Annotated in this window: 13 protein-coding genes; 9 read left to right on the top strand and 4 right to left on the bottom strand. The window is 70.4% G+C overall.

What is annotated here, in order from left to right; translation table 11 throughout:
- Positions 1–2 precede the first annotated feature (2 nt).
- On the bottom strand, positions 3–3302 hold the full coding sequence (locus BLA60_RS14775; RefSeq protein ID WP_075133453.1) for a GH92 family glycosyl hydrolase: 3300 nt from the start codon (positions 3300–3302) through the stop codon (positions 3–5).
- A gap of 171 nt (positions 3303–3473) precedes the next feature.
- On the opposite strand from BLA60_RS14775, the gene BLA60_RS14770 reads away from it, so the two are divergent.
- Together BLA60_RS14770 and BLA60_RS14765 are read left to right on the top strand one after the other, a co-directional pair.
- Positions 3474–5354 (top strand): ABC transporter ATP-binding protein, encoded by a 1881-nt coding sequence (locus BLA60_RS14770; protein WP_075133452.1) that lies wholly within the window; start codon positions 3474–3476, stop codon positions 5352–5354.
- A gap of 3 nt (positions 5355–5357) precedes the next feature.
- Complete coding sequence (locus BLA60_RS14765) at positions 5358–6089, top strand: GNAT family N-acetyltransferase (RefSeq protein ID WP_211288732.1); 732 nt, start codon at positions 5358–5360, stop codon at positions 6087–6089.
- A 227-nt stretch (positions 6090–6316) separates the two neighbouring features.
- Here the strand turns inward: BLA60_RS14765 and BLA60_RS14760 are convergent, their stop codons facing one another.
- On the bottom strand, positions 6317–7633 hold the full coding sequence (locus BLA60_RS14760) for a M20/M25/M40 family metallo-hydrolase (protein WP_075133451.1): 1317 nt from the start codon (positions 7631–7633) through the stop codon (positions 6317–6319).
- Positions 7626–8453 carry a M55 family metallopeptidase gene (locus BLA60_RS14755; RefSeq protein ID WP_245811993.1) on the bottom strand — a complete coding sequence of 276 codons (828 nt, stop codon included), beginning with the start codon at positions 8451–8453 and terminating at the stop codon, positions 7626–7628. The genes BLA60_RS14760 and BLA60_RS14755 overlap by 8 nt, the downstream gene beginning before the upstream one ends.
- Before the next feature lie 100 nt (positions 8454–8553).
- On the opposite strand from BLA60_RS14755, the gene BLA60_RS14750 reads away from it, so the two are divergent.
- The 4 genes from BLA60_RS14750 to BLA60_RS14735 are packed head-to-tail and all read left to right on the top strand — an operon-like array spanning position 8554 to position 14037.
- Positions 8554–10455: an ABC transporter substrate-binding protein gene (locus BLA60_RS14750; RefSeq protein ID WP_245811992.1), complete on the top strand. Its 1902-nt coding sequence runs from the start codon at positions 8554–8556 to the stop codon at positions 10453–10455.
- Between the two features lie 29 nt (positions 10456–10484).
- Positions 10485–11501: an ABC transporter permease gene (locus BLA60_RS14745; RefSeq protein WP_075133693.1), complete on the top strand. Its 1017-nt coding sequence runs from the start codon at positions 10485–10487 to the stop codon at positions 11499–11501.
- Positions 11498–12400 carry an ABC transporter permease gene (locus tag BLA60_RS14740; protein ID WP_075133450.1) on the top strand — a complete coding sequence of 301 codons (903 nt, stop codon included), beginning with the start codon at positions 11498–11500 and terminating at the stop codon, positions 12398–12400. Before BLA60_RS14745 ends, BLA60_RS14740 begins: the two co-directional genes overlap by 4 nt.
- 5 nt (positions 12401–12405) lie before the next feature.
- Positions 12406–14037 carry a dipeptide ABC transporter ATP-binding protein gene (locus BLA60_RS14735; RefSeq protein WP_075133449.1) on the top strand — a complete coding sequence of 544 codons (1632 nt, stop codon included), beginning with the start codon at positions 12406–12408 and terminating at the stop codon, positions 14035–14037.
- On the opposite strand, the gene BLA60_RS14730 is transcribed toward BLA60_RS14735, so the two are convergent.
- Positions 14005–15405, bottom strand: coding sequence for an MFS transporter (locus BLA60_RS14730; protein WP_245811991.1), 1401 nt, complete (start codon positions 15403–15405; stop codon positions 14005–14007). The two genes, BLA60_RS14735 and BLA60_RS14730, sit on opposite strands and share 33 nt — an antisense overlap.
- An 80-nt stretch (positions 15406–15485) precedes the next feature.
- Between BLA60_RS14730 and mptB (BLA60_RS14725) the strand changes: the two genes are divergently transcribed.
- From mptB (BLA60_RS14725) to BLA60_RS14715, 3 genes are read left to right on the top strand one after another with little or no spacing between them, the layout of a single operon-like run.
- Positions 15486–17033 (top strand): polyprenol phosphomannose-dependent alpha 1,6 mannosyltransferase MptB, encoded by a 1548-nt coding sequence (gene mptB / locus BLA60_RS14725; RefSeq protein WP_075133447.1) that lies wholly within the window; start codon positions 15486–15488, stop codon positions 17031–17033.
- Between the two features lie 22 nt (positions 17034–17055).
- Positions 17056–18504, top strand: a complete 1449-nt coding sequence (mptB, locus tag BLA60_RS14720) for a polyprenol phosphomannose-dependent alpha 1,6 mannosyltransferase MptB (RefSeq protein WP_075133446.1) — start codon at positions 17056–17058, stop codon at positions 18502–18504.
- Between the two features lie 39 nt (positions 18505–18543).
- Entirely contained in the window at positions 18544–19659 is a 1116-nt protein-coding gene (locus BLA60_RS14715) for a glycosyltransferase family 9 protein (protein WP_075133445.1), read from the top strand.
- Positions 19660–19680 lie beyond the last annotated feature (21 nt).

The raw sequence follows: 19680 nt of genomic DNA, 5'->3' as shown, positions 1-19680 counted from the left end.
GGTCAGCGGGCGAGCAGTTCCAGCTGGGCGATGGTGACCGTCGGGGTCCCGGTGTTCTCGGTGACGTCCAACCGGTAGTGGGTGAAGTGCCCGGGGTTGGCCACGGCGAACGCCCTGGTCTGCCGGCGCCACCGGAAGGTCTGCCGGGTCCGCTCGTCCAGCACCACCCAGTTCACACCGTCGGACGACCCGCGCAGGGCCCAGCTGCGCGGGTCGTCCCGTCCGGTGCCCGAGGTCAGCGTGTAGTACCGCACGGTCGCGCCGTCGCCGGCGACCCGGTAGCTCACCCACGGGTTGGGGTTGCGGAAGGTGACCTGGGTGGCGGTGGTGTCGTCGAACAGGGCGGCGAGCTTGGGGCCGTCGCTGCTCTCGGCGAGGCCGTCCACGTCGCAGGTGAGGTCGACCATCGTGGCCGGCCGGGTCCCCGGCGGGGTCAGTGACGGGGGCAGCGCCTCCGGCCCGCAGCCCCAGCGGCTGGGCTCGGGGCCGAGGTGGAAGTCCAGGACCGCGCCGCCGGCGATGACCTCGTGCGGCAGCCACGCCTTCTCCCACGGCGCGCCGTTGACCATCAGGGCCTGCACGTACACGTTCTCCGGGCTGTTGTTCGGCGCGTTGACCACCAGCCGGGCGTCACCGCCCAGGCGCACCGACATCCGGCGGAACAGCGGCGAGCCGATCACGTACTCCGGGCTGCCGACACGCAGCGGGTAGAGGCCAAGCGCGCTGAACAGCCACCACGCCGACATCTCGCCGTTGTCCTCGTCGCCGAGATAGCCCTGGCCGATCTCGCTGCCGGCGTAGAGCCGGGACAGCACCTCCCGCACCTTCTCCTGGGTGCGCCACAGCGCGCCGGCGTAGGCGTACATGTAGATGATGTGGTGCGAGGGCTGGTTGGAGTGCCCGTACTGGCCCATCCGCACGTCACGCGCCTCGGGCATCTCGTGGATGGTGCGCCAGTAGGCGCCCCGCGCGCGGCCGGTCTCCTGGGTGGCGAAGAACTCGTCGAGCTTGGCGGCCAGCGCGGCCGGCCCGCCGAGCAGGGTGGCGAGCCCGGCGCCGTCGTGGGGCACCGAGAACGCCGTGTTCCAGCCGTTGGTCTCCACGTAGTCCCCGCCCCAGGCGCGCGGGTCGTAGGAGTTGGCCGGCTGGCGCCAGCGGCCGTTGTCCCTACGGCCCTGGAAGAACCCGGTGTCGTGGTCGAAGGAGTGGACGTAGTTGCGGGCGCGGTCCAGGAAGTACTCGTGGTTGTCCCGGTCGCCGACCGCGGCGGCGAGGTTGGCGATGGCGAAGTCGTTGACGCAGCCCTCCAGCGTCCAGGACAGTCCCGACTCGACGGAGGCCGGCGTGTAGCCGAGGAAGATCGACCGTTCGAGTCCCTTGCGGCCCAGGGCGTCGGTGGGCGGGGTGACCGTGGCGTTGCGCAGCGCGGCCTCGTAGGCGGCGCGGACGTCGAGATCGGGCACGCCCTTGAGGTGGGCGTCGGCGAAGGCGACGTCGGAGCTGGTGCCGGTCATCAGGTCGGCGTGGCCGGGGGAGGACCAGCGGGCGACCCACCCGGAGTCGCGGTACTGCTGGAGGAACCCGTTGGCCAGCTCGGCGCAGCGCGCGGGGTCGAGCAGCGCGTAGGCGGGCCAGGCGGTGCGGTAGGTGTCCCAGAAACCGTTGTTGACGTGCAGCCGGCCGGGGACCAGCGTCGCGCCGGTGTGGACCGGGGTGTCCTTCTTGGCCGGTGCGGCGAACGGGCTGGCGTAGGCGTACACGGGCTTGTCGACCGTGCCGGTGTTCTCGTGGGCCCGGTTCGGGTAGAGGAACAGCCGGTACAGGTTGGAGTAGAGGGTGACGAGCTGGTCCTCGGAGGCGCCGTCGACCTCGACGCGTTCCAGCAGGTCGTCCCAGAGCCGGGCGGCGCGTTCACGGACGGTGTCGAAGGTGTCCTCGTCGGCGATCTCCAGCCACAGGTTGCGTTTGGCCTGGGCGAGGCTGATCAGCGAGGTGGCGATCCGCATGGTCACGACGGTCTCGCCGTCGGGGTCGGGTTCGAACCGCAGGTAGCCGCTGACCCGGCGGGACAGCCCGCGCCACAGCCGTCCGCCGGCGGCGATCCGCCGGTCGAAGGTGGCGTACACGAACATCCTGGTCGCCCCGGCCGACAGTCCACTGCGAACGTCGGAGTGGCCCGAGACCGTGCCGGCGACGGTGTCCAGGTTCAGCCGGCCGTGGCGGGTGACGTTGTCGAAGATCAGGTTCGCGTCCTCGCCGGGGAAGGTGAACCGCAGGATCGCCGCGTGGTTGGTGGGCGCGACGTCGACCCGGATGCCGTTGGTGAACCGCACGCCGTAGTGGTGCGGGCGGGCGATCTCGTTGCCGTGGCGGAAGGTCAGCGCCCGGCGGCGCCGGCTCGCCCGCGGACGACGCGCGGCGGCCGATGGCAGGACCTGGAAGGTCTGCCGGTCGCCCATCCACGGGCTCGGCTGGTGACTGACCGACAGGGCCTGCAGGGCGGGCAGGTTCCGGTCGTTGTTGGCCCGCTGGTAGGTGTAGATCCAGTCGGTGGCGCCGGCGTCGGTGACCGGGGTCCAGAAGTTGAACCCGTGCGGGACGGCGGTGGCCGGGAACGTGTTGCCACGCGAGTAGCCCTTGGTGGAGTTGGAGCCCCGGGTGGTGATGACGTGGTCGGCCGGCCGGCGGGGCGCTTCCCTTGGCCAGTCGACGATGGCCAGGTCGTCGAGCCAGCCGGCGAACTGGGCGGGGCCGTTCGGGTTGTCGTAGGCCAGCAGGACGCGGGTGACGACCTTGCCCTCGGCGACGCCGCCGATGCGGGTGAACCGCCGGTTCCACTGGTGGGGCGCCAGCGCCTTGGACTCGCCCTGCCCGCGCGGGGTCAGCGGGAACCCGAGCTGGTCGGACAGGCCGAGGTCGGACAGGTAGGTGCCGTCGTCGAAGGCCAGGTCCAGCGACACGTAGGTGCTCGGGTAGCGCAGGTCGTCGCCGATCAGGTCCGGGGCGAGCACGTACTCCAGCACGGTGTCGCGGGAGACGAGCAGGTCCACCAGGTACAGCTTGTTGACCACGTGCGCGGCGCCCCGGCCGGAGTGGGTGCCCTGGTAGCGCAGGGCACGCAGGCCGGTGAACCCGACGCCCGGTTTGGCCGTGTAGGGCTTGGTGGGACCCGCGCCCTCGCGGGTGCTCATGGTGGCGCCGGCGGCGCGCTGGGCGCCGTTCTGGTCGAGGTCGACGGCATCGATCCAGGTCAGCGGGGGGTCGGTGTTCTCGAAGGACGAGAAGAAACCCCGAGCACTCATGCAGCGACACTCCTCGCAGGGTCGGCGGACGCCGGTGCGCATGATCCCATTTCCGGCGCCCGTGAGGTAGCTCCACCCGCCCCTCGCATCCGGACGATCACCTTGACCTCCACCTTGGTCGAGCTGGTTCACTGCCGGCCACAACCTCGAACGCACTGGTGGGAGCGACAGATGAGCATGGAGACGACGGCGTGGACATCGCTGTACCACGCGATGAACGCCACGGACGACCGCCGGCCGTTCTCCGTGCGCACCCTGGCACGGATCGGCCGGTTCGCCCGCCCACACCGCCGACTGCTCGGCTGGTTCCTGACGCTGAGCGTGGTGTCGGCCGCGCTGGCGGTGGCGACACCCGTGCTGGCCGGGCAGGTGGTGGACGCGATCGTCGGCGGGTCGGCCGCCTCGGTGGTGGTCCGCCTGGCAGTGATCATCGCGGCGATCGCGGTGGCCGAGGCCGGGTTGGGCCTGGTCACCCGCTGGTTCTCGGCGCGGATCGGGGAGGGCCTGATCCTGGACCTGCGGACCACGGTGTTCGACCACGTGCAGCGGATGCCGGTGGCGTTCTTCACCCGCACCCGCACCGGGGCGCTGGTCAGCCGGCTGAACAACGACGTGATCGGCGCGCAGCGGGCGTTCAGCGACACCCTGTCCGGGGTGGTGTCCAACCTGGTGATGCTGGTGTTGGCGCTGATCGTGATGCTGGGCATGTCGTGGCAGATCACGCTGATGGCGCTGGTGCTGCTGCCGGTGTTCGTGGTGCCGGCGCAGCGGATGGGCACCCGGCTGGCGCGCCTGGAGCGGGAGGCGGCCAACCACAACTCGGTGATGAGCACCCAGATGACCGAGCGGTTCTCCGCGCCGGGCGCGACGCTGGTGAAACTGTTCGGGCGCCCGGACGAGGAGGCGGCGGAGTTCGCGGCGCGGGCACGGCGGGTGCGCGACATCGGGGTGCGCACGGCGATGGTGCAGTGGGTGTTCATCACGGCGCTGACGCTGGTCTCGGCGCTGGCGTTGGCCCTGGTCTACGGGTTCGGCGGGTTCTTCGCGCTGACCGGTGAGCTCGACGCCGGCACGGTGGTGGCGCTGTCGTTCCTGCTGACCAGGCTGTACGCGCCGCTGACGGCGCTGGCCAGCGCGCGGGTCGAGGTGATGAGCGCGATGGTGTCCTTCGAGCGGGTCTTCGAGGTGCTCGACCTGAAGCCGCTGATCACCGAGAGGCCGGACCCGGTGACTGTGCCGGAGGGGCCGGTGGCGGTGGAGTTCGACCACGTGTCCTTCGCCTACCCGTCGGCGGACAAGGTGTCGCTGGCGTCGCTGGAGGAGGTCGCGAAGCTGGACGACCGGGGCGGCGAAACGGTCCTGCACGACGTGTCGTTCCGGGTCGAGCCGGGGCAGTTGGTGGCGCTGGTGGGCTCGTCGGGGGCGGGGAAGTCGACGATCGCCTCGCTGGTGCCGCGGCTCTACGACGTGGACTCCGGCACGGTGCGGCTGTCCGGGGTGGACGTGCGGGACGTGGGTTTCGCCGCGATGCGCGAGACGCTCGGGCTGGTCACCCAGGACGGTCACCTGTTCCACGAGTCGGTGCGCTCCAACCTGCTGCTGGCGCGCCCGGAGGCGACGGAGGAGGACCTGTGGGACGCGTTGGGCAGGGCGCGGCTGGACACGCTGATCTCGTCGCTGCCCGACGGGCTGGACACGATCGTCGGCGAACGCGGCTACCGGCTCTCCGGCGGGGAGCGTCAGCGGCTGACGATCGCGCGGCTGCTGCTGGCCCGGCCCAGGGTGGTGATCCTGGACGAGGCGACCGCGCACCTGGACTCCACGTCGGAGGCGGCGGTGCAGGCGGCGTTGACCGAGGCGCTGGCCGGGCGGACGTCGCTGGTGATCGCGCACCGGCTCTCGACGGTGCGGGCGGCCGACCAGATCCTGGTGGTCGAGGACGGGCGGGTGGTGGAGCGCGGCACGCACCCGGAGCTGCTGGCGGCGGGCGGCCGGTACGAGGAGCTGTACCGGACCCAGTTCGAGCGGGACCCGGACGAGGTGAATGCTTGAGCGGTGTTGGACGAGGTGATGCGCCGGGGCTGGCCGGCGCTGGTGGAGAAGCCGGTCGACGGCTGGGTGGTGCGGGTGTCGGCCGGGGTGACCCAGCGGGCGAACTCGGTGGTCGCGCTCGCCGAGCCGGCCGACGTGGACCGGGCGGTGGCATCGGTGGAGCGCCGCTACGCCGCCGAGGGCCTGCCGCCGGTGTTCCAGGTGGGGCCCACGCCCAGGCCGGCGGACCTGGACGAGCGGCTCGCCGCGCGCGGCTACGCCTACGGTTCGCCGACGCTGGTGCAGGTCGCCGAGACCGCGACGGTGCTGGAGCGGTTGCCGGACCGGCCGGTGTCGGCGACGGTGAGCGGGGAGCCGGACGAGGAGTGGCTGGACCTGTGGTGGCTGGTCGACGGGCGGGGTGACGCCTCGGCGCTGGCGGTGGCCCGCAAGATCCTGACCGGCGGACCGGCCCGCTACGCGACGGTCCGCCGGGACGGGCGCGCGGTGGCGGTGGCGAGGTTGGCGCTGGTCGGGGAGTGGGGCGGGTTGTACTGCCTGGCGGTGCACCCTGACGCACGCCGGCAGGGTCTGGCGGGCGCGGTGACCCGGGCGGTGGTGGCCGACGCGGCCACCGAGGGCGTCGGGCGGCTGTGGTTGCAGGTGGTGGCGGCGAACGCGGCGGCCAGGGCGCTCTATGCCCAGGCGGGGTTCACCACCCAGGGCAGTTACCACTACCGCACAAGGAACAACTGAGAGTAGCCAACTATCTCTCGCGCTGCCCTGTCCCCCATTTTTCAACTATCATCTATCAACTATATAGATGTCCGATATTTCCGCCGGTTGGCGGACCCTCCCGATCCAGCGCCACAAAAGAGGCAGAGGACGGGAGGGGTCGACTCCGGACCGTCAGCGGCGCGACGCTCCATGGAGTACCGCGGGGACACTCGACCCGGTGTCGAGATGAACCCTCAGGTGGAGGTTCACACCGTGGACAGGAAGCGGTCCAGCACGTTCACCCCGAAGCGCAGGCCCTCGACGGGGACGCGTTCGTCGACGCCGTGGGCCATCAGGCGGTGGTCGAAGCCCTCGGGCAGCCACAGTGGCGCGAAGCCGTAGCAGTCGATGCCCAGGGGGGCGAAGGCCTTCGCGTCGGTGCCGCCGCCCATGCAGAACGGGACGACGACCGCGTCGGGGTCCTCGGCGACCAGTGCGTCGGCCATGGCGGTGAACCAGGGGGAGTCGACGGTGGCCTGGACGGGGGGTTGGTCGGCGAGGAACTCGCGGGTCACGCCGGGGCCGAGGAGTCGGTCGATCTCGGCGAGCAGTTCCTGTTCTGAGCCGGGGAGGACGCGGGTGTCGATGCGGGCCTGGGCGACGCCGGGGATGACGTTGACCTTGTAGCCGGCGGTCAGGACGGTGGGGGTGGTGCTGTTGCGGACGGTGTTCTCGGCGATCTTGGCGGCGGGGCCGAAGCGGCGCAGGGTGGCGTCGACGGCGTCGTCGCTGGTGAGGTCGACGGTCAGGCCCAGGGCGTGGCCGGCGCGTTGGAAGAACGCCCGTACGGTCGGGGTGAGGTGGACGGGCCAGCGGTGGTGGGCGAGGCGGTGGATGGCGTCGATGAGGGTGACGACGGCGTTGTCGTCGTTGCGGCGTGAGCCGTGGCCGGCGCGGCCGGTGGCGGTGAGCAGGAGGTGGGAGGTGCCGCGTTCGGCGGTGGCGACGGGGTAGAGGCGTACGGGTTGGCCGGTGGCGTTGGTGGTGTGGACGGTGTAGCCGCCGGATTCGCCGATGGCGGCGCCGACATCGTCGAACAGGTGGCGGTGTTGTTTGACCAGCCAGTGGGCGCCCCAGTCGCCGTTGTCCTCCTCGTCGGCGACGAAGGCGAGGACGAGGTCGCGGCGGGGGCGTCGGCCTTGGGTGTTCCAGCGGTGCAGGACGGTCAGGAGGGTGGCGCACATGTCTTTCATGTCGACGGCGCCTCGGCCCCAGACGTAGCCGTCGCGGATTTCGCCGGCGAACGGGGGGATCTGCCAGTCGGCTGGTTCGGCGGGGACGACGTCGAGGTGGGCGTGGATGAGTAGTGGGGGCAGGGTGGGGTCGGTGCCGGGGATGCGGGTGAGGACGTTGGTGCGGCGGGGGGAGCGTTCGAGGAGGGTGGGTTGGTGGCCGGTGGCGTCGAGGTGTCCGGCGACGAATTCGGCGGCTTCGCGTTCTCCGTGGGAGGAGCCGCCGCCGAGGTTGGTGGTGTCGAACCTGATGAGTTGGGCGCAGAGGTCTTCGACGGCTGGCTCACCCATAGCTTCCCTCCACGGCGCCGCTGGCGATGGCGGTGACGATTTTGAAGGCTTTCATGGCGTCGGTCATGGTGGTGGCGTTGAAGCCGACTGTGCGGATGTCGATCTGGTCGACGGTGGGGATGACGGCGGCCGCGGCGGCGAGGTGTGAGGCGTCGAACTCGACTTCGATGCGGTGGGGGGTGGTGGTGGCGGTGGTGCGTCCGGCGTGGGTCATGGCGGTGGTGGCGGCGGTGGTGATTTCTTGGGCGGTGATGGCGGGTGGTTTGCAGATGGCGGCGTAGCGGCTGACGCATTCCTTGACGGCGACGGTGGTGGCGTGGGGGGCGTAGTCGTTGGCGTCGTCGCAGGTGAGGTTGTCGCCGGTGACGAGGAGGACGGGGACGCCGTGTTCGGCGGCGAGGGCGGCGTTGAGTCGGCCTTCGCTGGCGCGGGTGCCGTCGAGCCAGACGCCGGTGATCTGGTTGGGGAGGTAGGTGTGGGAGAGGACGCCGTCGAGGCCGGCGGCGGTGTGGTAGCCGAGGAAGACGACGCCGTCGAGGCCGCTGTCGATGCCTTGCATCATGGAGAGTGGTTTGTGTTTGCCGGTGAGCATGACGGCTCGGGGGTCGAGGTCTTCGAGGAGGATGTTGCGTTGGGTGGAGTGGGCTTCGTTGACGAGTACTGAGGTGGCGCCGCCGGCGTAGAGGCCGGTGATGCAGGCGTTGACGTCTCCGGTGAACACCGGCCGGAGCCGTTGCCATTCGGGTGTCCCGATTGCCACGTCCGCCGTCCAGGTGACGCCGGTGGCGCCTTCCATGTCGGCCGAAATCATGATCCGCACGGGTCACACGTTACGGCTTGGTACACGTTGCCGACACCGATTGACTTCTTCAGGCGACAGGTGGTTACTTCCTCTCAACTATCAGGAAGAGGTGATCATCGTGAGATCGAGGCGAGTCGCGCTCGGTATCGCCTTGCTGGTGTCCGCCCTGGTCACTGGCCCCTTGGTGGCGTCCCCGGGCGCGGTGGCGGCACCGGAGGCGGCACCGAACGCGAAGATCGAGCGCGCCAACCAGGCGCCCACGATCCTGAAGGTCGGGGTGACCCAGGAGGTCGACTCGCTGAACCCGTTCATCAGCATCACCCGAACGGGGACCGACATCCTGCGTACGGCGTTCGACTTCCTCACGGTGTACAACCAGGAGGAGCAGAAGCCGATCGGCAGTCTCGCGGAGAGCTGGGAGACCTCCGAGGACAAGCTGACCTGGACCTTCACGATCCGTCCCGACCTGAGGTGGTCCGACGGCGAGCCGTTGACCGCCAAGGACGTGGCGTGGACGTTCAACAAGATGCTCACCGACGAGGTGGCGCGCACGGCGAACGGGTCCTACGTGGCGCAGTTCGAGTCGGTGGACGCGCCGGACGAGACCACGCTGGTGGTCAAGACGAAGGTGCCGCAGGCGACGATGACGTCGCTGGACATCCCGATCGTGCCCGAGCACATCTGGTCGAAGATGTCGGACATCAGCGCGGCGCCGGAGTACCCGATGGTCGGGTCCGGGCCGTACATCATCACCGAGTTCAAAGAAGCGCAGTTCACCAAGATGGTGGCCAACAACAACTTCTGGCGTGGCAAGCCGAAGGTCGATGAGCTGCACTTCATCTACTACCGCAATGCCGACGCGGCGGTGACCGCGCTGCAGAACGGTGAGATCGACCTGGTCAACAAGCTGACCCCGCAGCAGTTCGACTCGTTGAAGTCCGATCCGAACATCGTGCTCAACCAGGCGCAGAACCGGCGTTTCGACGAGATCCTGATCAACCCGGGGGCGGCGACGGCCGACGGTACGCCCATCGGTGACGGCAACCCGGCGCTCAAGGACATCAAGCTCCGGGAGGCGATCGCCACCGCGATCGACACGAAGACGCTGGTCGAGCGGGTGTGGAGCGGGTACGGCGAGGAGGCCGCCGGGTACATCCCGCCGATGTTCAAGGACTTCGCCTGGTCCCCGTCGGGGGACCAGAAGCGGGAGTTCAGCCTGGAGAAGGCCAACGCGATGCTCGACGAGGCCGGGTACCGCAAGGGGCCGGACAACGTGCGGTTGGACAAGGAGGGCAAGCCGTTGAACCTGCGGCTGCTCGCGCACGCCGAACGCACGATCGACGAGGTGGCCGGGCCGTTCATCAAGGGTTGGTTGGCCGATGTCGGCATCAATGTGACGGTGCAGCCGGTGTCGGACACCCAGGTGAACGAGGCCACGACGCGCGGCGAGTTCGATCTGGCGTTCTCCGGCTGGAGTGCCAACCCGGATCCGGACTACGTGTTGTCGTTGCAGACGTGCGCGAACCGGCCCAACGCGCAGGGCACCGGCGGTACGCCGGACTCGTTCCTGTGTGACGAGGAGTACGACGCGCTCTACACCCAGCAGCTGCAGGAGTTCGACCGCGCGAAGCGGATCGAGATCGTCAAGCAGATGCAGGAGATGCTCAACGAGAAGGCGACGCTGGTCATTCTGGGTTACGAGAACGCTCTGGAGGCCTACCGCAAGGACAGCTTCGAGGGTTTCCCGCTCCAGCCGCGGGAGAACGGCGTGATCATGAACCAGCAGGGTTACTGGGGCTACTACGGCGCCACTCCCGCTGGTGAGGGTCCGGTGCCGCAGTTCAACGACGACGGCACGATCACCGACGGTGGTGACGCGCAGACCTCCGACGCGGCGGCCGAGGAGGACTCCAACACGGGGTTGGTCCTGGCGATCGTCGGCGGTGTGATCGTCGTGTTGCTGGTCGGTGGGTTGTTCGTCGCCAGAGGCCGTCGCAAGACGGCCGAGGACCGCGAGTAGGAAAGCGAGTAGCTGTTCACGTGTCGGACATCATCACCCCGACCGAGGACGCTCTGGTGGAGGTGCCGCCGCCCGCTCGTGGTGGCGGCACCCTCCGCTATGTGTTGACCAAGATCGGTGGCGGTCTGGTCAGCCTGGCGTTGGTCATCGTGCTGGGGTTTCTTCTGTTCCGTGTCCTGCCGGGCGACGTCGTCCAGTCGATGTTCCGTGGGCGCCCGGCCACGCCGGAGCTCATGGCCGAGGCCGAGGCGAGACTCGGGTTGAACAAGCCTCTGTACGAGCAGTTCCTCGATTATCTGTGGCGGCTGCTGCACGGTGATCTCGGTGAGTCGTACGTGTTCAACGTGCCGGTCACCGACAAGATCCTGGAGCGGCTGTGGCCGACGGTGCTGCTGGTCGGGGTCGCGACGCTGATCGCGGTGGGGCTCGGGTTGTGGCTCGGTACCCGGTCGGCGTGGCGGCGGGGGAGCAGGTTCGACCGGATCTCCACCGGTGTGGCGTTGACGCTGTGGTCGACGCCGACGTTCTGGTTGGGGATGTTGTTGCTCGCCGCGACCAGTGGCCTGTTCCCGACCGCGGGGTTGGTGTATTCGGACACGCCACCGGATTTTCTGTCCCAGGCGTTGGACGTGGCTCATCACATGGTGTTGCCCACGGTGACGCTGGTGGCGGTGATCTACGCCCAGTACCAGTTGGTGATGCGGTCGTCGTTGTTGGAGGAGATGGACGCCGACTATCTGACGACCGCCCGCGCGAAGGGTTTGCGTGATGACCAGGTTCGGCGTCGGCACGCGGTGCCCAACGCGTTGTTGCCGACGGTGACGTTGGTGTTCCTGCATCTGGGCATGGTGATCGCCGGTGCGGTCACCACCGAGACGGTGTTCTCGTGGCCGGGGTTGGGTCTGTTGACCTATGACGCGCTGCGGGTGCGTGACCTGCCGTTGTTGCAGGGCACGATCGTGGTGCTGGCCGGCGCGGTGATCATCATGAATGTGCTGGCGGACGTGCTGTACCGCGTCCTGGACCCCCGGGTGCGTGCCTCATGACGGCCCCCTCGCCCCGTGCGTTGGCGTGGCGCCGGCGCGGTGCCGCGTTCGCCGCGGGGTGGCGCCAGTTCGCCAGCCAGCGCAGCGGCCTGGTCGGTCTGGGTCTGCTGGTGGTGATCGTGTTGCTGGCGATCCTCGCGCCGGTCATCACCGACCAGGGCGGTTTGGACGTCACCGAGGCGACCGGCGGGACGATGGCCCCTCCTGACGGGGAGTATCCGCTGGGCACCGACCGGTCGGGTCGTTCGGTGCTGCTGTTGACCCTGTGGAGTTCGCGGGTGTCGCTGCTGGTCGGGTTCGTGGCCACGTTGCTGTCGATCGCGATCGGCACGGTCATCGGGATCCTGGCCGCGCACTACGGCCGGTGGGTCTCGGCCGGTCTGATGCGGGTCACGGACTTCTTCCTGGTGATCCCGTCGCTGGTGCTGGCGATCGCGTTGTCCACGGTGATGGAACGCGGGATCGGCACGATCATCCTGGCGATCGGGCTGACGTCGTGGCCGTCGGCGGCGCGGCTGGTCCGGGCCCAGACCCTCACCATCGAGGCCCGGCCCTACATCGAGCGGTCCAAGGCGTTGGGTGGTGGGCATCTGCACGTGATCACCAAGCACGTGTTGCCGGCGGTGTTGCCGCTGGTGTTCGTGAACACCACGTTGGCGGTCGGTTCGGCGATCGTGGCCGAGTCGACCCTGTCGTTCCTCGGGTTGGGTGACCCCGATCCGATGCGGCCCTCGTGGGGCACGATGCTGCGTTCGGCGTGGCTGGACAGCGCGGTGCTGGCCGGCGCCTGGTGGTACCTGTTGCCGCCGGGGATCGCGATCGCGATCGTCGTGCTGGCGTTCACCATGTGTGGGCGGGCGTTGGAAGCCGTCCTGAACCCACGGCTGCGGGAGGGCTGAGGTCCGTGAACCACCCATTGCTCGCGTTGCGGGACCTGACCGTGCGTTACACGGGTCGCACCCGTGAGGTGGCGGCCGTGCGCGGTGTCGACCTGACCTTGCAGGCGGGGGAGACCCTCGGTCTGGCGGGGGAGTCCGGGTGCGGCAAGTCGACGTTGGCGATGTCGGTGCTGCGGCTGTTGCCGGCGTCGGCGTCGATCGGCGGGCAGATCCTGCTCGACGGGGAGGACGTCTCCACGATGAAGTGGGGGCGGTTGCGGGCCGTGCGCTGGACCACCGCGTCGGTGGTGTTCCAGGGCGCGATGCACGCGTTGAACCCGGTTCGCCGGGTCCGTGACCAGATCGCCGAGCCGATCGTGTTGCACGCGCCGTCCCCGCCGGCGGCCGCGGCGCTGCGCAAGCGGGTCGACGCGCTGCTCGCCCAGGTGGAGCTGCCGGCGGTCAAGGGTGACGCGTTCCCGCACGAGCTGTCCGGTGGGCAGAAGCAGCGGGTCATGATCGCCATGGCGTTGGCGTGTGACCCGCGGCTGGTGATCGCCGACGAGCCGACGACCGCGTTGGACGTGATCGTCCAGGCCCAGGTGCTGGAGCTGATGACCCGGCTGGTCGCCGAGCAGGACATCGGCCTGGTGATGATCAGCCACGACCTGGCGGTGTTGGCGTCCACCTGCCAGCGTCTGGCTGTCATGTACGAGGGGGAGATCGTCGAGCAGGGCGAGTCGCGGGCGGTGATCGCCGACCCCCGGCACGAGCACACCCGGGCGTTGGCGGCCGCGTTCCCGACCGTCGGTGATCCGGTGTACCGCTATGCGCCGGCGACCAGCAACGAGCTGGGTCTGCCGGACCCGCCGCCCGCTACCGAGTCGCCGGGTGAGCCGCTGTTGGCGGCGCGGGACGTGCGGGTCACGTTCACCGGTCGTGGCCGGGCGCTCACCCACGCCGTGGCCGGGGTGGACCTGGACGTGCGGGCGGGGGAGATCGTCGCGCTGGTGGGCCAGTCCGGGTCCGGCAAGACGACCCTGGCCCGCACCATCCTGGGTTTGCAGCACCTGACCGGGGGGCGGATCAGTTTCGACGGCGCCGAGCTGCCCACCTCCGCGAAGGGTCTGCGTGCCTACCGGCGGCGGGTGCAGCTGGTGCTCCAGGACCCCACCAGCGCCCTCAACCCGCGCCACAGCGTGTACGAGTCGGTCGCCGAGGGGCTGCGGATCCACCGGGTCGCCGGTGACGAGCGTGAGCATGTGGCGGCGGCGTTGGAGGCCGCTGAGCTGCGCCCACCCGAGGAGTTCATGCCGTTGCTGCCCCACCAGCTCTCCGGTGGCCAGCGTCAGCGGGTGGTGATCGCCGGGGCGCTCGCGCTGCGACCCCAGCTGCTGGTGGCCGACGAGCCGGTGGCGTCGCTGGACGCGTCGGTGCGCGGGGAGATCCTGGCGTTGCTGCTGCGGCTGCGGGCCCGGCTGGGGCTGGCCGCGCTGGTCATCACCCACGACCTGGGGTTGGCGTGGAACATCGCCGACCGGGTCGCGGTCATGTACCAGGGTGAGCTGGTCGAGGTCGGCTCGGTGGACGAGGTGCTGGCCCACCCCCACCACGACTACACCAAGTCACTGCTCGCGGCGCTGCCCACCACCGGGTGACCGGTCACCCGGTGCCGACTGGGTGCCGACTCGGCGCAGCGACCGGTCGGTGACGCTCGCGACCAGCAGCAGCACCGCGCAGCCCAGCATCAGCCACGCCAGCTCGTGCAGGCCGTCGGTGTCGGCGCCGTGTCCGAACGCCGCCCCGCCGGCCGCCGCGGCCAGCATCGCGCCGAGGTAGGAGAACGTGCGCAGCAGCCCCGCCGAGGCGGCCACCCGCGCGGGCTGCGCCTGGTGGTAGAGGGCGTTCTGGTTGCCCAGGCTGTTGAGGCCCTGCGGGACGCCGACCACCGCCGAGATGACGGCCAGCGCCGCCACCGGGGTCCCGGCGTGCACCACCAGCAGCGACGCGCACCCGGCGACCAGGGTCGCGCCGCCCACGACCAGCTTGCCCCGCACGGTCGGGTGGCGGCCGGTGATGGCCGACACCACGATCGCCACCAGGAACATCGGCAGCAGCACCAGCCCGGCGACCGTCGGCGCCAGTCCCCGGCCGTGTTCGAGCCACTGGGTGTAGCCGAACAGGAACGAGTAGGACACGGTGAAGGTCAGCAGCGTGCGCCAGAACGTCGCCAGCAGCGGCCAGTTCCCGCCGAGGACCCGCAGGTCGACGAACGGGTCGCTCACCCGCAGTTCCCGCACGGCGAAGCCGGCCCCGACCAGCGCCGCCACCAGCGCCAGGTACCAGCGCCCGGGGCTCATCATGAACAGCAGCAGCGCCGTGAGCGCCACCGCGAACAGCGCCATCCCCGGGGTGTCGAGCCGCACCCGCCTGCGCCGGGCCCCGCCCGGCAGCCGGGTGCCGACCACCAGGCACGCCAGCGCCAGCGGCACGTTGACCAGGAACGTGGCCTGCCAGCCGCCGGTGTCGATCAGCACCCCGCCCAGCGTGGGCCCGACCGCGGCGACCACCTGCCCGGACACCGCCAGCACCGTCAGCGGCCCCGAGGGGGTGGTGTCTCCGGAGTCGTGCCGGATCAGGTACATGGCCGCCGGGTAGCCGGCGCAGGTGCCCAGGCCCAGCAGCACCCTGGCCGCGACCAGCACCCCCAACGTGGAGGCCGTCGCCCCGACCACCCCCGCGACGCCCACCATCACCGCGCCGGTCAGGTACAGCGGTTTGGGGCCCACCACGTCCACCAGCCGCCCGGCGACCGGTTGGCCGACGGCGGTGGCCAGGTACAGCGCGGACACCAGCCAGGCGGTCTGCGAGGCCGGCGCGCCGAACGCCACCCCGATCGGCACCAGCGCCACCGCGATGATCGAGGAGTTGATCGGGTTGAGCACGACACCCAGGACCATCGGTGTGATCAGCCGCCGGGACAACCCGGTGGCGGTCCCGGCACGCGCCGCCCGAGCTGATCGCACGGCCACACGGTAACCCGCCAGGAGCGAAAACCGGCCACTGCGACAAACAGACCAACGCCCCTGTGTAATCTCAAGCCGCCATGTCTACCACCACCGGGGCGCCACCAGTGACCTCCGCCGACGACGCGACCACAGCGGATTCCGGGATGCGGCGCGCACATCCGCTTCCCACCCGCACGATCGCGCTCGGCACCGTCGGCAGTGTGCTGATCCTGATCAGCGCGCTGGGTGCCGGCGCCATCCTCGCCCAGGACCCGATCCTCGGGCGTGGCGCCCTGTCCTGGATCCGGTACGGGCACGGGCGGATGTTGGCCACCGCCATCCTCTACATCGGATTCCTGCTCGTCGTGTGGGCGTGGGTGCGGCTGGGCCGTCACGTGCTCGCCGGGCGGGTGGGCACCCGCCCGGTGCTGCTGGCCGCCGCCTGCTGGATCCTGCCGATGCTGGCCTCCCCGCCGGTGTTCAGCCGCGACGCCTACCTCTACATCGCCTACGGAACGTTGCCGCTGCACGGCTACGACCCGTTCACCGTCGGCCCCGGCAACCTCGACGTCGACCCGGTGGTCGACAACGTCGACTCGTTCTGGCAGAGCACCCCCGCGCCCTACGGGCCGCTGTTCATCCTGCTGGCCAAGACGGTCATCTCGGTCACCGGAACGAACATGATCACCGGTGTGCTGTTGATGCGCCTGGGTCTGCTGATCGGTGTGCTGCTGGTGATCTGGGCGCTGCCCCGCCTGGTGCGCCACCTCGGCGGGTCGCTGCCGGTGGCGATGTGGCTGGCGATCGCCGGCCCGATGACCGTGGTGCACCTGGTCGGCGGCCCGCACAACGACGTGCTGATGGTCGGGTTCCTGGCCGCCGGCACCGCGCTGGTGCTGGACCGCAAACACGTCCTGGGCATCGTGCTGGTCACCGTCGGGGTGGCGGTCAAGGCCACCGGCGCGGTCGCGCTGCCGTTCCTGGTGTGGGTGTGGGCCGGGCACCTGGACTCCACCCGCTGGCGCAACTTCGCCCGCGCCTGTGCCTGTTCGGTCGGGATCTTCGTGGCGACCTTCGCCGCCGCCACGGTCGCCTCCGGGGTGAACCTGGGGTGGATCGCCGCGCTCGACGCGCCCACCGCCATCGTGAACTGGCTGTCGCTGCCGACCGGGGCGGGGGAGATCATCCACTCGTTCGTCGGCCTGGTGATCGACCTGCCCAAGGTGTACTTCGTCAACACCATGCGGGTCCTCGGCGGGCTGCTGATGGTGATCATCCTGTTCAAGCAGTGGTGGCGTGCCCGCGACGGCGGCCCGGACGCGGTCAAACGCGCCGCGATCGCCCTGCTGGTCGTCGCGATCCTCTCCCCGGCCACCCTGCCCTGGTATCTGACCTGGGGTTTCATGCTGGCTGCCGCGTTGCCGTGGAAGCGGCGCCAGCTCGCCGTGCAGGTCAGCCTGGCGGTGTTCCTGGTGCTGACCTACACACCGGCCGGTGACGACCTGCTCTACGACTGGATGTTCATCCTGTGCGCCGCCGGGGTTTCGGTGCTCGCGGGGGTGTCGTTGCTGCGCACCGATCCGCTGAAGCTGTTCACCACCGACCGTGAGCCGCTCGTGTCGGTCGGTCCCAGTGCGACCCGCTGAACCAACCACACAGGACGCGACGGTGACGCTCGGGGTCAGGACCTGGCGAGGTCCGCTGGTCGTCGGCACGGTCGGCTCCGTGCTGATGCTCGCCGGCGCGTTCGGCGCCGGCGCGATGGCCGTGGGCGACCCGCTGACCGCCGAGGGCCCCCTCTCGTGGCTGCGCTACGGCCACGGCAAACTGCTCGCCTCCCTGGCCGTCTACCTCGGCTACGCGCTGCTGGTGTTCGGCTGGATCCGGCTGGGCCGCCAGGTCATCGCCGGCCAGGTCGGCACCCGCCCGGTGCTGCTGGCCTCGGCGTGCTGGACCGTGCCGCTGCTCGCCGCGCCCGCGCTGTTCACCCGCGACGTGTTCTCCTACCTCGCCCAGGGCGCGATCGCGCTCGCCGGCCACGACCCGTTCACGGTGGGGCCAACGGTGCTGGCCGACCCCGAGTTCATCGAGAACGTGCACCCGTTCTGGCACAACACGCCCGCCCCCTACGGGCCGCTGTTCATCCTGCTGGCCAAGGGAACCGTCGCGGTCACCGGCACCAGCATCACCGCCGGGCTGCTGGTCACCAAACTGGTCAACCTGGTGGGGCTCGCGCTGCTGCTGTGGGCGCTGCCCCGCCTGGTGCGCCACCTCGGCGGCTCCCTGCCGGTCGCGGTGTGGCTCGCGGTCGCCGGCCCCCTGACCGTCGTGCACCTGGTCGGCGGCCCGCACAACGACCTGCTGATGATCGGGTTCCTCGCCGCCGGCACCGCCCTGGTGCTCGACCGCCGGCACGCCACGGGCATCGCGCTGGTCACCCTCGGAGTGGCGGTCAAGGCCAGCGCTGCGGTCGCGCTGCCGTTCCTGGTGTGGGTGTGGGCCGGGCACCTGAGTTCGACGCTGTGGCGCAACTTCGCCCGGGCGTGTGCCGGCGCGGTCGCCGTGTTCGCCGCCGTGTTCGCCGCGGTGACGGTCGCCGCCGGGGTCGACCTCGGCTGGGTGACGATGGTCAACGCGTCCTCGCGGCTGGTGAACTGGCTGTCGCTGCCCACGGCCGCCGGTCAGCTGGTGCACCTGGTCGCCGGCGCCCCGTTCGGCGTGTCCCGCGACCTGTTCGTGACCATCACCCGCGCGTTGGGCACCGCGCTGCTGGTCTACGTGCTGGTGCGCCAGTGGTGGCTGGCGCGCGGCGGCGGCCCGGACGCGGTGCGGCGCGCGGCGATCGCCCTGTTCGCGGTGGCGTTGCTCTCACCCACGATGCTGCCCTGGTACCTGACGTGGGGGCTGTGTCTGGCGGCGGCGGTGGCGTGGAAGCCCCGCCAGCTCGCGGTCGCGGTCGGGGTCAGCGTGTTCATGGTCGCGCCGTACTCGCCGGAAGGGGAGCAGCTGACCGACGTGTGGCTGCTGATGGCGCCGGCGATCCTGCTCTCGGCCCTGGCCGCCGTGTCCCTGGTGCGCCCGGACCCGCTGCGGCTGTCGGACAACGGATCGGGATAACGAGTTGCCGGAGCGCGCGTCGTGGGGGAGTCTGCGCAAGTGAGCTCCACACTGCTGGTGAACTTCGTGTACTGCCAACCGATCGGGCACGCCGTCGAGGCGCTGCACTACGCGCACGGCTACCACCGTGCCGACCCCGACCGCCGGATCAGCGTGGCGCTCAACCGGGCCACCGCGCACGAACTGGCCGGCTACGCCGAGTTCGTCGAGCAGACCTACCCGATCCCGGTCGACGTGTTCGACGGCGCCGCCGACCACTCCGCCGCCCTGGCCACCCTTCCGTCCACTTGGGACGTCGTGGTGTCGGACTTCCGTGGCTACGACCCGGCGCAGCGCTCCCTGTTCCCCGGCCTGGCGTCCTGGTTCGACGCGAGCACCGCGTGGCTGGGCGGCCAGCAGGGTTTCGCCGGCTTCCCCAAACCGGTGCCGTACTCGCCCGGCGAGCACCTGCGGCTGGCCCTGCCGGCCGACACCGCCCGGTTCCCGGCCGACGGCCCGCGGATCGCGATCCTGCCCGGGGGAAGCTCACCGCGCGCCTACTACCCGTCGCTGCGCTCGTGGGAGCTGATCGTCACCGCGCTCGCCGAACAGTTCCCGACGGCCACGTTCTGTCTGGTCGGCAAACTGCGCCCCGACGAACGCACGTCCACCACCTTCACCCGCGAGGAACTGGACCGGCTGCGCGCGGCGATGCCCCGCTCGGTCGACGTCGTCGACGAACCGCTGGTCAAACAGCTCGGCGCGGTCGCCGCCTGCGACATGCTGGTGTCCCCGCACACCGGGTTCGGCATGGTGGCCCTGGCCGTGGGCACCCCGTGGCTGACCATCGGCGGCAACCGCTGGCCGGAGTACTTCTTCAACGGCGTCCCCTTCTACACCGTCATCCCCGACGTGGACCGCTTCCCCTGCTACAACCTGATGGCCGGCGACCCGCCGATGATCACCGACGACGGCGAGCGGTCACCGAGCATGAGCCGCACCCGGATCGAGGCCGACCTGGGCCGGATCGTCGAGGGCGCCGACCGGCTGGTCGGCCGCCGCTGGGACTTCGACACCGCCCTGCACGACCACGCCACCCGCATGCTCACCGCCCTGGGCGGCGACCGCTCCCGCCTGTGGTCGATCGACAACGTCCTGGTCGACGCCCTCGACTGACCGTCCTCGACTGACCGTCCT

This window comes from Actinophytocola xinjiangensis (assembly GCF_001921215.1).
In the GTDB taxonomy this organism is placed as follows: domain Bacteria; phylum Actinomycetota; class Actinomycetes; order Mycobacteriales; family Pseudonocardiaceae; genus Actinophytocola; species Actinophytocola xinjiangensis.
This window is presented reverse-complemented; position numbering and strand designations above follow the sequence as displayed.

Excerpts from the sequence above, each read along its gene's own strand:
- BLA60_RS14740 (WP_075133450.1), top strand. The coding sequence starts at position 11,498 with ATGACGGCCCCCTCGCCCCGTGCGTTGGCGTGGCGCCGGCGCGGTGCC.
- BLA60_RS14775 (WP_075133453.1), bottom strand. The coding sequence starts at position 3,302 with ATGAGTGCTCGGGGTTTCTTCTCGTCCTTCGAGAACACCGACCCCCCG.
- BLA60_RS14760 (WP_075133451.1), bottom strand. The coding sequence starts at position 7,633 with ATGGGTGAGCCAGCCGTCGAAGACCTCTGCGCCCAACTCATCAGGTTC.
- mptB (WP_075133447.1), top strand. The coding sequence starts at position 15,486 with ATGTCTACCACCACCGGGGCGCCACCAGTGACCTCCGCCGACGACGCG.
- BLA60_RS14770 (WP_075133452.1), top strand. The coding sequence starts at position 3,474 with ATGAGCATGGAGACGACGGCGTGGACATCGCTGTACCACGCGATGAAC.